4 protein-coding genes and 1 pseudogene are annotated in these 13,879 nt (G+C 73.6%); 2 read left to right on the top strand and 3 right to left on the bottom strand.

Features of this window, described 5'->3' with window-relative positions; all coding sequences use genetic code 11:
- Positions 1-55: 55 nt before the first annotated feature.
- Together BLV96_RS38065 and BLV96_RS38060 are read right to left on the bottom strand one after the other, a co-directional pair.
- Positions 56-325 (bottom strand): hypothetical protein, encoded by a 270-nt coding sequence (locus BLV96_RS38065; RefSeq protein WP_086682707.1) that lies wholly within the window; start codon positions 323-325, stop codon positions 56-58.
- Positions 326-431: 106 nt separating this feature from the next.
- Positions 432-1,256 carry a thioesterase II family protein gene (locus BLV96_RS38060; protein WP_167379874.1) on the bottom strand — a complete coding sequence of 275 codons (825 nt, stop codon included), beginning with the start codon at positions 1,254-1,256 and terminating at the stop codon, positions 432-434.
- A gap of 171 nt (positions 1,257-1,427) precedes the next feature.
- Here BLV96_RS38060 and BLV96_RS38055 point away from each other — a divergent pair, with 171 nt between their 5' ends.
- Both BLV96_RS38055 and BLV96_RS38050 read left to right on the top strand, forming a co-directional pair.
- Complete coding sequence (locus BLV96_RS38055; protein WP_086682704.1) at positions 1,428-4,073, top strand: helix-turn-helix transcriptional regulator; 2,646 nt, start codon at positions 1,428-1,430, stop codon at positions 4,071-4,073.
- A gap of 192 nt (positions 4,074-4,265) precedes the next feature.
- Positions 4,266-12,620 (top strand): annotated as a pseudogene (locus tag BLV96_RS38050) (beta-ketoacyl synthase N-terminal-like domain-containing protein); the annotation flags it as partial.
- A gap of 286 nt (positions 12,621-12,906) precedes the next feature.
- Here BLV96_RS38050 and BLV96_RS38045 read toward each other — a convergent pair.
- Positions 12,907-13,869 carry an NAD-dependent epimerase/dehydratase family protein gene (locus BLV96_RS38045; protein WP_086685039.1) on the bottom strand — a complete coding sequence of 321 codons (963 nt, stop codon included), beginning with the start codon at positions 13,867-13,869 and terminating at the stop codon, positions 12,907-12,909.
- Positions 13,870-13,879 lie beyond the last annotated feature (10 nt).

Genomic DNA, 13,879 nt, shown 5'->3' with positions numbered 1-13,879 from the left:
CTGGCCGGTGGCCACCCGCCACCGACCGCAGGACCCCGGCGAGCCGGGGCCGCGCTCACACCTCGGTGAGAAGCCCGAGGGAGCAGAGGGAACCGGCCAGGGCGATCATGTCGTAACGGAGGTCTTCGACGTCCGTCTCCCACAGCGCGGCGAGCACGGCGCTGGCGCCGTCGATGTCGCCGTTGTGCTGCTTGAGGGCGATCCACATGGCCGCGGCCACCGGTTCGCACTCCACCTGGCGGCTGGTGCTGGTGCAGATCAGCTCGAGGTGGCCGTCGGGGAGCATGCGCTGGGTGACGCCGGGAGCGGTTCGAATGGCCATCATGGCTACCTCCGTGGGCGGTGGTCTGCGTCTGTTTCCTTGCTGTACCCAGTTTCGCGGACCCGGGCCCTGCGGACCATGGGGGCGGCACCTGAAGGCGGCCTGGGGTTTACTCCCCCACTAGCCACCCGAGATCAGGGGTTGCCGAAGCGAGCGCCTCGACCCGCCAGTCGCGCAGGCGCGCGGCGACGGTCGTCAGCACGTCGTCGAGCTGGGCGTTCAGGTAGAAGTGCCCGCCTTCCAGCACCTGCACGGCGCAGTGGCCGCTCGTGTGGCCGCGCCACGCGGTGACCTCGGCGAGGTCGACCACGGGGTCGTCCGCGCCCAGCAGCACCTGGACCGGGCAGTCCAGCGCGAGCCCGGGCTCGGGGCGGTACGTCTCGACGGCGGTGTAGTCCCCGCGGATGGCGGGCAGCACCATGCGCAGCAGCTCGTCGTCGCCGAAAACGGCGCTGTCGGCGCTGCCGGTGCCGCTGATCTCCTTGAGAGCGGTGATCAAACCGTCGTCTCCGAGCTCGTGGACGTACTCGCCCCGCGGCACGGACGGCGCCGGGCACGCGGAGGCGAACAGGCCCAGCGGCCGGGTGCCCCGGGCCTCCAGCCGGCACGCGACCTCGTACCCGAGCGTCGCGCCCATGCTGTGGCCGAACAGGGCCACCGGCCGGTCGATCCACGGCCCGAGGTCGTCGGCGATGACGTCGGCCATCGCGGCGAGCTCGTCGAAGCACGGCTCGTCCCGCCGGTCCTGCCGGCCCGGGTACTGCACGGCGATGACATCGGCGTCCAGCCCGCCTTCGGCGGCCGCCCGCGAGAACGGGAAGAAAGCCGTCGCCGACCCGCCTGCGTGCGGCAGGCACACCAGTCGCACCGCGGCGTCGTCGGCCGCGTGGAATCGCCGGAGCCACCGGCTCGATTTCTCGTTCAGGGCAGTCACAGTTCAGGAAGTCTCCGGTCCCGGCGCGGGACCGGCAACCCCTACCACGCGGCGACCGTGCGTAGTCAAGTCCCCAGTTCGAGTGACTTTAGATCGCGGTTGGCTGCACTTAGGGAGCTGCTGCGAACGTCGTGGGGCAGGAAGCGAGACGTCTTCTTCGAGGAGCTTGCCATGGGCGCGATCTGGGGGCAGAACCGCCGAAACGACCCGCAGGAGGCTTTGGCGTTCCTGGAGGCCTTGTTGATCGGCTGCGACGCCGGTGCCGGGGAAGCCGTCCTGATCGGCGGCGGACCGGCCAGCGGCAAGACGCAGCTGCAGAACCAGGTGGTGGCGAGTGCCCGGGAACTGGGCATCCTCACCCTCACCGCGACCGGTGCCGCCGACGAGCGGGACGTGGCGGGCGGCGTGATCGACCAGCTGCTGGCGAGCCCCGCGCTGCCGCGGACGCTGACCGAGGACTTCGCCGCCGACGGCACCGACGACGGGATCGCCGCGCTGTGCAGCGCGGTGCACCGGCTGGCCCGCGAGCGCTCGGTGCTCGTGGCCGTCGACGACCTCCACCACGCGGACGAGGTCTCCGCCCGGCTCCTCCTGCGCCTGCAGCGCCGGACGCGGTCGGCGAAGCTGCTGCTGGTGCTCAACCACGCCGACTCCTGGTACGGCGGCGGCGGGCAGCCGTTCGCGGCGCAGCCGCACCAGCACGTCCAGCTGACGCCGCTTTCCGTGCGGGCCATCGCGGAGCTGGTGGCGGAAGAGCAGCACGACGGGCTGCCCGAGCGGATCCACGAGCTCAGCGGCGGGAACCCGCTGCTGGTCAACGCGCTCGTCGACGCCCATCGCGGCAGCGAGGACACCGGCTCGGCGTACTCCGAGGCCGTGCAACGGCTCATGCACCACTACGACTCGCCGCTGCGCGAGGTGGCGACGGCGATCGCGGTGCTCGACACCGACGTCACCACCGACGCGGTGGCCCTCGTCGCCGGCGTGGACCCGCTCGACGCCGAAGCGTCCGCCGGCCGGCTCGCCGACACGGGCTTGATCGCGGGCGTCCGGTTCCGGCAGCCGCCGGCCGCCGCCGCCGTGGTGTGCGGGCTGCGCGGGCCCGAGAAGGTGCGGCTGCACGCGCGGGCCGCCGACGTGAAGCACACGCGCGGGTTGCCCGCCGCCGACGTCGCCCGGCACCTCGTGGCCGCGGGCGAAGCGGACGCGGAGTGGGCCCTGCCGGTGCTGGTGGCGGCGGCGGAAGAGGTGATGCTGGCGGACGACATCGACTTCGCCACCCGCTGCCTGAAGCTCGCCGCGTCGGTGTCGACGGCGCGGTGGGAGCAGCAGATGATCTCGCAGCTGCTCGCCAAGATCACCTGGCGGGTGAACCCGGCCGCGGCCGCGCCGCACGTGCAGTCGCTGCGCGACGCCGGGGACTCGCTGGACCAGACCGACCGGATCGCGCTCGTCCGGCAGTCGCTGTGGTTCGGCGAGCGGGACACCTTCGAGGGCGCGTTCGCGGCGCTCGGGGACGACATCGAGCCGCTCGACCCGCGCACCGCGGCCGAGTTCAGCCTCGCCGGGCACTGGCACTACGGCGTCTCGGCGGCTTCGGCCGAACCGAGCGATCCCTGGCTGCGCACGGCGAACTCGCTGGCCGCGGTGTGGCACACCGGCGGCTCCGACGTGACTTCCGCGTGCGCGGAACGGATCCTGCAGAACTGCCGGCTGTCGGACACCTCGCTCGAGGCGCTGGCCACCGCGATCCTCGCGCTGGCCCACGACAACAAGGCCGACCGCGCCGAGGGCTGGTGCACGTCGCTGCGGGAAGAGGCCGAGTACCGCGGCGCGGTGACCTGGAAGGCGATGCTCGACGCGATCGGGGCGAGCCTGGTGCTGCGCCAGGGCGACGTGGCGCACGCGGCGGAGCGGGCGCAGCAGGCCCTGGAAGTGCTGGACGCGCCGAACTGGGGCGTCGCGATCAGCTACCCGCTGGCGACGCTGCTGGGCGCGCACACCGCGGCGGGCGCGTTCAAGGCGGCGGCCGCGGTGCTGCGGTGCCCGCTGCCGGACGCGGCGATGACGACGCTGGGCGGCGTCCGGTACCTGCGGGCGCGGGGCCACTTCCACCTGGCGACCAACCGGGGTCTCGCCGCGGTCAGCGACTTCCAGCAGTGCCGGCGGATCCTGCGCGAGTGGAACCTCGAGCTGCCGACGATCGTGCCGTGGCGCACGGACCTCGCGGAGGCCAACCTGCGGCTGGGCAACCCGGCACTGGCCATCGAACTGGCCCGCCAGCAGCTCGCGGCCGCCGCACCGACCGACGCCTACTCGCGCGGGTCCGCCCTGCGGGTGCTGGCGCTGGCCGGCGACGCCGAGGCGCGCGCCGGCCTGCTGACCCGGGCGGCCGAGGCGTTCAAGGACGCCGGCGACCGGCTGGAGCTGGCGAAGACCCTGCGCACGATCAACCAGCTGGGCCAGCGCGCGGAACGCTCCTCGAACCTGGTGAAGCCGGTCCACGTGCCGAGGCCGGCCGGTCGATCGCTGCCGGCCCGGCCGCCGGCGGCGCTGCCGACCGCGTCCCGGCCCGCGGCCGCGCGCCCGGAACCGGCTTCGACGGCGGCGTCCTCCGCGCTGAGCGAGGCCGAGCTGCGGGTCGCCGAGCTCGCGGCGGGCGGCCACACGAACCGGAAGATCGCGGAAACGCTGTACATCACCGTGAGCACGGTGGAGCAGCACCTGACCCGTGTGTACCGCAAGCTCGGCGTCGCCGGGCGCGCCGCGCTGGCCCCCGAGCTCGCGCCCGCCGAAACCCCGCCGAGCCACCTTTAGGGCAGAGGCGGGAATCCGGGCTCGCTCAGGGGGTTCGGGCCCGCTCTTAGGGGTGGGTACGCCGTGCTCATCGCTCGTAACGTACCGCGTCAGGTGGGTGCACCGGGCGATGCGGAAAACCTCCCCGCCGACACCGTTCACCGGGACCACGCGACTCAGGAGAAGGTCTGAATGAACAAGTCCGACGACAAGCTGGTTCACGCCCTCCGTGCGTCCCTGAAGGAGACCGAGCGTCTTCGCGCGCAGAACAAGAAGCTCAGCGGGGCCGGCCACGAGCCGATCGCGATCGTCGGCATGGCCTGCCGGTTCCCGGGCGGGGTGAGCACGCCGGAGGACCTGTGGCGGCTGCTGGCCGACGGCGCCGACGTCGTCGGCGAGTTCCCCGCCGACCGCGGCTGGGACACCGAACGCCTCTACGACCCGACCGGCGAGCGCCCGGGCGCCAGCCGCACCAAGCACGGCGGGTTCCTGTACGACGCCCCCGAGTTCGACGCCGGGTTCTTCGGGTTCGGCGAGCGCGAGGCGATCACGATGGACCCGCAGCAGCGGCTGCTGCTGGAGACCACCTGGGAGTCGTTCGAACGGGCCGGGATCCCGCCGGCGTCGGTGAAGGGCAGCCCGGTCGGGGTGTTCACCGGCGTGATGTACCACAACTACCCGGGCCACTACGGTTCCTCCGCGGTGGTGTCCGGCCGGCTCGCGTACGCGTTCGGCCTCGAAGGGCCCACGGTGACCGTGGACACCGCGTGCTCGTCCTCGCTGGTGACCCTGCACATGGCGGTGCAGGCCCTGCGCCAGGGCGAGTGCTCGCTCGCGCTGTCCGGCGGGGTCACGGTGATGGCTTCGCCGCAGACCTTCGCCGAGTTCAGCGTCGACGACACGCTGTCGGTCGACGGCCGGTGCCGGTCGTTCGCCGAGTCCGCGGACGGCATCGGCTGGTCCGAAGGCGCCGGGATGCTCCTGCTGGAACGGCTTTCCGACGCGCGCCGCAACGGCCACCCGGTGTTCGCGGTCGTCCGCGGCAGCGCGGTCAACCAGAACGGCGCCTCGAACGGGATGATGTCGCCGCGGGGGCCCGCCCAGCAGCGGGTGATCCGCCAGGCGCTGGCGAACGCGCAGGTGTCGAGCGACCAGGTCGACCTCGTCGAGGCGCACGGCACGGCGACCCCGCTCGGCGATTCGGTCGAGGCGCAGGCACTGCTGGCCACCTACGGCCGGGAACGGCCGGACGGCCGGCCGCTGCGGCTCGGCTCCGTCAAGTCGAACCTCGGGCACACCCAGGCCGCGGCCGGGGTCGCCTCGCTGCTCAAGGTCGTGCTCGCGCTGCGCAACGACCTCCTGCCCAAGACGCTGCACGTGGACGAGCCGAACCACCGGGTCGACTGGGCTTCCGGCGGCGTCGAGCTGCTCACCGAGCCGGCGGACTGGCCGCGTGACGAGCGGCCTCGCCTGGCCGCGGTGTCGGGCTTCGGCATGAGCGGCACCAACGCGCACATCATCCTGGAGGAGGCACCCGCGGACGAGTCCCCGGAGCGGGAAACCCCCGCGGGCGGCGCGATCCCGTGGGTGCTGTCCGGCCGCGACCCCGAATCGCTGCGGGCGCAGGCCGCGCGGCTGCTGGAGCACGTCCGCGGCAACCCCGGCCTCGAGCCGCTCGACATCGGCTACTCCCTCGCCACCGGCCGGTCGGCGTTCCCGCACCGGGCCGTGGTCACCGGGACCGGTCGCGAGGACCTGCTGCGCGGCCTGGCCGCCGTCGCCGAGGGCGAGTCCGCCGCCGGTGTCGTGCAGGGGGTGGCCCGCGGTGAGACGTCGACGGCGTTCCTGTTCTCCGGCACCGCGTCCGGCGGTCTCGGGCAGGAGCTGAGCGCCGCGTTCCCCGCGTTCGCCACGGCCTACGAAGAAGCTCGCGCGAAGGTGGGTGAGAACGGCACCGCGTTCGCCGTCGAGGTCGCGTTGTTCCGGCTGCTGGAGTCGTGGGGGATCACCCCGGACTTCGTCACCGGCCAAGGGATCGGCGAGCTGAGCGCCGCGCACGTCTCCGGCGTGCTGTCGCTGGCGGACGCGGCCGCGCTGGCCACGGCCGACGAGCCCGACGCGCTCCGGAAAGCCGCCGAGGCGGTGAGCTACGCGGAGCCGGACATCCCGGTGCTGCCGGGCGGCGGCACGGAACTGGCGACCGAAGAAGAGCTGTGCTCGCCGGCGTACTGGGTCCGGCGGCTCGGCACCAAGACCCGGTTCGCGGACGGGATCCGGCACCTGGAAGCCCAGGGCGTGAACCGGTTCGTCGAGTTCGGGCCGGCCGGCGCGCGGGAAAGCCTGACCGGCGACGCCCTCGTCGTGTCCGCCTCGAGCGCGGAAGCCGTGACCACCGTGGTCGGCGAGCTGCACGCGCACGGCGTCTCACCGGACTGGCAGGCCTTCTTCTCCGGCCGCGGCGCGCACGCGGCCGACCTGCCCACGTACGCCTTCCAGCGGCAGCGGTACTGGCTGCGGTCGGCCAAGATCTACGGCGACCCGGTTTCCCTCGGCCTGGAACCGGTGGACCACCCGCTGCTGGGTGCGGCCACCGTGCTCGCGGACTCCGAGGGTGTCGTGCTGTCCGGACGCGTTTCCGTCGGCACCCACCCGTGGCTGGCCGACCACGCCGTGGGCGGCTCGGTCCTGTTCCCCGGCACGGGTTTCGTCGAACTGGCGATCCGGGCGGGGGACCGGGTGGACTGCTCCCGGCTGAAGGAGCTGACCCTGCAGGCACCGCTGGCGACGCCCGCGGAGGGTGGCGTCCGGCTCCAGGTGAGCGTCGACGCGCCGGACGCGTCCGGCGCGCGCTCGTTCGCGGTCAGCTCGCGCACCGACGACCTGACCGGCGAAGGGACGTGGACCCGGCACGCGAGCGGTGTGCTGGTCGCCGCGACCGGCGCGGCGTCGTCCGCGCAGTCCTCCTGGCCGCCCGCCGGAGCCGAAGAGCTGGACCTCGCGGACCTGTACGAGGAAATGGCCGGGCGCGGCCTGGACTACGGGCCGGTGTTCCGCGGCCTGCGGGCCGCGTGGCGCGGTGCGGACGAGATCTTCGCCGAGGTGAGCCTGCCCGAACGGGCCCGCCGGGACGCGGCCGGCTTCGGGCTGCACCCCGCCGTGCTCGACGCGGCCCTGCACGCGATCGGGCTCGCGGGCGACGGGGAAGGCGTCTCGTTCCCGTACGCCTGGTCCGGTGTCGAGCTGTACGCCTCGGGGGCCGCGGCGGCGCGGGTGCGGTTGCGCCGCACGGAATCGGACACCGTCACCCTCGAACTCGCCGACGTGGCGGGGAAACCGGTCGCTTCGGTCGCCTCGCTGACGCTGCGGCAGATCTCCGAGGAGCAGCTGGCCGCCGTCCGCGGCGCCGCCGCGCCGCGGCGCGAACCTCGACGAGCGCCGGAACCGGCCGCGCGGCGGGCCGCCAGCGCACCGGAGGCCGCCGCGCAGGCCGGCGCCGAGGCCGACCCGGACTCCCTGCGGGGCAAACTGCTCGCGCTGCCCGCCACCGAACGGCTCAAGGCCGTGCGCGGGGTCGTCCTCGCCAACATCGCCACGGTGCTCGACCAGGACTCCGCGGACCTCATCGACGTCGACCGCGCGTTCAACGACCTCGGCTTCACCTCGCTGCTGGCCGTCGAACTGCGCAACCAGCTCGGCGCGGCCACCGGCCTGCCGCTGCCGCCCACCCTCGTGTTCGACTTCCCGACCGCGGCGGAGCTGGCCGAGCACCTCTACCAGTCGCTGCTCGGCGAGCTGGGCGGCAAACCCGAGCCGGTCACGCTGACCACCGTGGTCGGGGACGAGCCGATCGCGATCATCGGGATGGCCTGCCGGTACCCCGGCGAGGTCGCTACCCCGGAACAACTGTGGGAGCTCGCGTCCACCGGCGGTGACGGCATCTCGCCCTTCCCCGCCAACCGGTCCTGGGACATGGACTACTGGCTCGGCCTGGTCGAGGCGAGCGGGCGGGTGCCGCAGGGCGGGTTCGTGCACGACATCACCGACTTCGACGCGGCCTTCTTCGGGATCGGCCCCAACGAGGCGCCGATGATCGAGCCGCAGCAGCGGATGCTGATGGAGACCTGCTGGGAGGCCCTGGAACGCGCCGGGATCGACCCGGCTTCGCTCAAGGGCAGCGACACCGGCGTGTTCGCCGGAGTCATGAAGTCGGACTACGACCCCGGGCCGGGCGGAGACCTGGAGACCAACGGCCTGTTCCGCAGCACCGGCGTGCTCGGCAGCGTGGTGTCCGGCCGCGTGTCCTACGCGCTCGGCCTGGAGGGCCCGTCGGTCTCGATCGACACGGCCTGCTCGTCGTCGCTGGTGGCCCTGCACTCCGCGAGCCAGGCGCTGAACCAGGGTGACTGCTCGCTCGCGCTGATCGGCGGGGTTTCGGCGCTCACCTCGCCGAGCCCGTTCGCCCACTTCGACGCCGGCGGCACCGCCGCCGACGGCCGGTCCAAGTCGTTCTCCGCGGCCGCGGACGGCATCGGCTGGTCCGAAGGCGTCGGTGTCCTCGTGGTCGCGCGGCTGTCCGACGCCCTGCGCGACGGCCGCGAGGTCCTCGCGGTGATCCGGTCGAGCGCGGTGGGCCAGGACGGCGCGTCCAACGGGCTCACCGCGCCGAGCGGCTCGTCGCAGGAACGCGTGATCCGCAAGGCCCTCGCGCTCGGCGGCCTCAAACCGTCCGATGTGGACGTCGTGGAGGCGTCCGCGACCGGCTCGACCCTGGGCGACCCGATCGAGGCACGCGCCCTGCTGTCCGTCTACGGCCAGGACCGGCCGGCGGACAGCCCGCTGTGGCTGGGCTCGGTCAAGTCGAACATCGGCCACAGCCAGGCCGCTTCCGGCGTCGCCGGCGTCATCAAGATGGTGATGGCGCTGCGGCACGAGCAGCTGCCGATGACCCGGTACGCGGACGACCCGACCGAGCAGGTCGACTGGTCGGCCGGGCGGGTCAGGCTGCTGGCGGAGACCATCCCGTGGCCGGACGCCGGACGTCCGCGTCGCGCCGGCGTCTCCTCGTTCGGCTACAGCGGGACCAACGCGCACGTGATCATCGAGCAGGCGCCCGTGCGCGAGCAGGACGAGCCCGTGGTGCCCGGGCCGCACGGGCCGCTGCCGCTGCTGTTGTCCGCGCGCAGCAAGGAAGCCCTGCCGCTGCAGGCAGAGCGGTTGCTGTCCCGGCTGACCGACGAACCCGCCCTGCCGGACCTCGCCTACTCGCTGGCCACCTTCCGGGCCCCGGCCCCGCACCGCGCGGCCGTCGTCGGGGAGACCCGTGACGAGCTGCTCGCGGGGCTAGCTGCGCTGGCCGCGAACGAGCCCGCCGCAGCGGTGCTGCGCGGCAGCGTCCGGGCGGGCGCGAAGACGGCGTTCCTGTTCGCCGGCCACGCCACGGTCCGGCCCGGCAGCGGCAAGGACCTCTGCGCGGCCTTCCCCGCGTTCGCCCGGGAATTCATCGACGTCAGCGAGAAGTTCGGGACGTACCTGGACCGGCCGCTGCCGGCCGTGCTGTTCGCCGAGGAGGGCTCGGTCGAGGCGCAGCTGCTCGCGCGGACGTCGTTCGCGCACGCGGCGCTGTTCACCGTGCAGGTCGCGCTGTTCCGGCTGCTCGAGTTCTGGGGCCAGCGGCCCGACTACGTGCTCGGCCGCTCCGGCGGTGAGGTGGCCGCCGCGCACGTCGCCGGCGTGCTGTCGCTGCCCGACGCGGTCAAGCTGGTCGCCACTCGCGCGCAGCTGCTGGAGGAGATGACCGGCGGCGCGATGGTCGCGATCGCGGCGAGCGAGGAGGAAGTCCGCCCGCTGCTGACCGGCCGGGTCGCGATCGCCGAGGTCGCCGGACCGGCGTCCGTCGTGGTCTCCGGCGACGAGGAAGCGGTGCTCGAGATCGCCGCCCACTGGGAAGAACGCGGCCGCGAGACCCGGCGGCTGCCGGTGCCGCAGGCCGCGCACTCGCCGCGGATGGACGAGGTCCTGGAGGAGCTGGCCGAGATCGCCGGGGAGCTGTCGTACGGCACCCCGCGCGTTCCGGTGGTCTCCACCGTCACCGGCGCCCCGGTCGGGGACGAGCTGTCCGAGCCCGCGCACTGGGTCGCCACCCTGCGGCAGCCGGTCCGCCTCCTCGACGCCGTCCGCAGCCTGGAGGCGGCGGGGGTGAACCGGTTCGTGGACCTCGGCCCCGGCGGTGAGCTCGCGCGGGACGTGCGGCCGTGCCTGGCCGGGCCGGCCGAGGACGTCACCGAACTGCCCGTGCTGCCCGGCGAGCTCGCCGAGACGACCGCGGTGCTGCGCGCGGCCGGACAGCTGCACGTGGACGGTCTGGCCCTCGACGGCACGCGGCTGTTCGCCGGCCGGGAGGTCCGGCGGGTGCCGGTGCCGCCGTACGCGTTCCACCGCAAGCGGTTCTGGACGGACGTCGACATGGAGGCGATCCGGGCGAGCGGCGACCTGGCCACCACCGGGCTCGAGCCGACCGGGCACCCGCTCGTCGGCGCGGCGATGTGGCTGGCGGACTCGGACGGCATCGTGCTCAGCGGCCGGCTCGCCGCCGGAACCCACCCCTGGCTGGCCGAGCACACCGTGGGCGGCGAGATCGTGCTGCCCGGCGCGGCGTTCGTCGAGATCGCCATCCGCGCCGGCGACGAAGCGGGCTGCTCGAGGATCGAGGAGCTGACCGTGCACACGCCGCTCGTGCTCCCGGAGCGCGGGAAGGTGCAGGTGCAGGCCGTCGTCGGCGCGCGGGACGAAGCCGACGCTCGGTCGCTGACGGTGTACTCGCGCCCGGACGACCCGACCGCCGGGTGGACCCGGCACGCGACCGGCCTGCTGGCCGGCGGGCAGGTCAAGCCGGAGGGCCTCGAGGAGTGGCCGCCCGCCGGGGCCGAGCCGGTGCCGGTGCACGGCCGGTACGACGCACTGGCCGGCGGCGGGCTCGGCTCCGGCCCGGCGTTCCGGGGCCTGCGCGCGGGCTGGCGCCGGGGTGACGAGGTGTTCGCCGAGGTGAGCCTCGAGCCGGAGACGAGCCCGCAGGCCGACCGGTTCGGCCTGCACCCGGCCGCGCTGGACGCCGCGGTCCAGGCGGCCGGCCTGCGTCCCGGCGCGGAGCCGGGCCTCGCGGTCGCCTGGGCGGGCGTCGAACTGCACGCCACCGCGGCGTCGAAGCTGCGCGTGCGGCTGACCCCGGCCGGCGAAGACGCGGTCGCGGTGACGCTGGCCGACCAGGCCGGCCAGCCGGTGGCGTCGATCGACGCCGTGACGGTGCGGCCCGTCGCCGAGGTGCGGGAAACCGTGGCCGCGCCGGTGAAATCCGGCAAGGCCGGACCGGTCTCGGTGCGCCGCACGGCGAGCACCGCCGTCGCGGCCGACCCGGACGTGCTGCGCAAGCGGCTGGCCGGGCAGACCCAGGCCCAGCGGGAGAAGATCCTCCTGCAGGTCGTGCTCGACCACACCGCGGCCGTACTCGGTTACGCGGACGCCGACGCGGTCGACCCGAACCGGCACTTCCTCGAATCGGGCTTCGACTCGGTGACCGCGGTGGGCCTGCGCAACGGCCTCAACGCGGCCACCGGCCTGAGCGTGTCCCAGACGGTCATCTTCGACCACCAGAACCCGGTGGCGCTGACCGCGCACCTGCTGTCCGAAATGGACGGTGCGGGCGCGGCAGCCGATTCGGCTTCCGACGGGCTGAAGCAGATGTTCACCGACGCCGTCCGGGTAGGACAGACGGAGGCCGGGCTCGGCCTGCTGAGCGCGGCGGCGAGGTTGCGGCCGGCGTTCCGGTCGGCGGCCGACATCGACCAGCTCCCGGCGCCGGTCCGGATGGCCGAGGGCCCGCGCGGGCCGCACCTGCTGTGCCTGTCCACTCCGGCGGCGATGGGCGGCGCGTACCAGTACGCGCGGTTCGCTTCGCACTTCCGCGGCGTGCGCACGCTGTCGGCGCTGCCGATGCCGGGGTTCCTGGCGGGTGAGCTGCTGCCGGAGTCGGCTGAGGCCATCCTGGACGTGCTCACCGAGAGCGTCCGCAAGGCCGTGGGCGACGAGCCGTTCGCGCTGCTGGGGTACTCGTCTGCGGGCATCTTCGCGCACGCCGTCGCGGGCCGGCTGGCGGAGTCGGGCACCGGTCCCGCCGCGGTCGTCCTGCTGGACACGTACGCGGCCGGCGGCGAGGACATGGAGCGCGACGACCAGGAGGAGCGCGACCAGGCCACGCTCGGCCTGGTTTCGGGGCTGCTCGAAAACGAGGACAAGTACGGGCCGTACGACCGGACCAAGCTGACCGCGCTCGCCCGGTACCTGGAGGTCCTCCCCGAGGTCACCCTGCCGGAGATCGCGGCCCCGAGCCTGCTGGTGCGCCCGCAGGACCGGTTCGACGCGGGCGAAGCCGGCAGCGGGGACTCGGAGGCGTGGCGGACGGCGTGGAGTCTGGCGGACGAGACCGCGGTGGTCCCGGGTGACCACTTCAGTCTGGTCGAGGGCAGCTCGGTGACGACCGCGCAGGCGGTCGAGGAGTGGCTCGGTTCGCGGTAGTCGCGGACGCGGACGGCGGAGGTGCCCAGGGCACCTCCGCCGTTTCCGTGCGCAGGCAACGCGTGGATGGGCCGGTGACCGGTGGCCGCTGACGGATGTCATGAACGGGTCGTTCATCGCGTCCGACGCGCTGAACGAGTCGTTCATGACCTTTCGGGTGGCCGGCTACGGAACTCGGCCCCCGGCTACCCCGCAACGCGAAAAGGCGCTGCACCCCGAAGGGATGCAGCGCCGGAAAGAAACCCCACGGCCCGGGCAGGTCACCTGCCCGGGCCATGGGCGGAACTCAAGACCCCCGACGGTCCGCGACGACCGCGGTGATGATGTCGTCCAAGGTCCGCGTGGGGGCGAAACCGATCTGCTGGTTGGCGCGGGTGCAGTCCGGGATCCGGCGCTGCATGTCCTCGTACCCGTCGCCGTAAGCCTCCTCGTACGGAACCTTCGCGATCGTGCTCGACGAGCCCGTCGCCGTGATCACGCGCTCCGCCAGCTGCGAAATCGTCGTCTGCTCGTTGCTGCCGAGGTTGAACACCTTGCCGTACGCCGTTTCGTCGTGCAGCAGGGCCACCAGCGCCGGCACCACGTCGAGGACGTGGCAGAAGCAGCGCGTCTGCTGGCCGTCGCCGAACACCGTGATCGGCTCGCCGGCCAGGGCCTGCTTCACGAACCGGGGGATGACCATGCCGTAGCGGCCCGTCTGGCGGGGGCCGACCGTGTTGAACGGCCGGACGATCACCGTGCGCAGGCCGTGCTCCACCGCGTACAGGTACGCGAACGTCTCGTCCAGCGCCTTGGCCTCGGCGTAGGACCAGCGGTTCTTCAGCGGCGAGCCGATGATCCGGTCGGCGTCCTCGGTGAGGCCGTCGGCGGTGTTCTTGCCGTAGATCTCGCTCGTGGACGCGACCAGGATCGGCACGTCGTGCTGCAGGGCCGCGTCCAGCATCGTCTCGGTGCCGTGCAGGTTGGTGCGCAGGCTCTCCATCGTCTTGTCGAGGATGGTGAAGACGCCGACCGCCGCCGCGAGGTGGAAGATCGCGTCGATCCCGGCCATGCACGCCTCGACGGCCGACGGGTCGGTGACCGAGCCGCGCACGAAGCGGAAGCCCGGGTTGTCCCGGAAGCCGGCGAGGTTGTCGAGCGTGCCGGTGCTGAGGTTGTCGAGCGCGACGACCTCGTCGCCGCGGTCCAGGAGGTATTCGGTCAGGTGGGAGCCGATGAAGCCGGCGCCGCCGGTGATGAGGTAACGCACGTCGGAAGTC

This window comes from Amycolatopsis pretoriensis (genome assembly GCF_900107925.1).
GTDB classification, from domain to species: domain Bacteria; phylum Actinomycetota; class Actinomycetes; order Mycobacteriales; family Pseudonocardiaceae; genus Amycolatopsis; species Amycolatopsis pretoriensis.
Note: the sequence above shows the minus strand (reverse complement) of the source record. Positions and strands in the feature narration are given on the sequence as shown.

What these genes read in the sequence shown, in the direction of transcription:
- BLV96_RS38055 (WP_086682704.1), top strand. Translation starts at nt 1,428, where the DNA reads ATGGGCGCGATCTGGGGGCAGAACCGCCGAAACGACCCGCAGGAGGCT.
- BLV96_RS38065 (WP_086682707.1), bottom strand. Translation starts at nt 325, where the DNA reads ATGATGGCCATTCGAACCGCTCCCGGCGTCACCCAGCGCATGCTCCCC.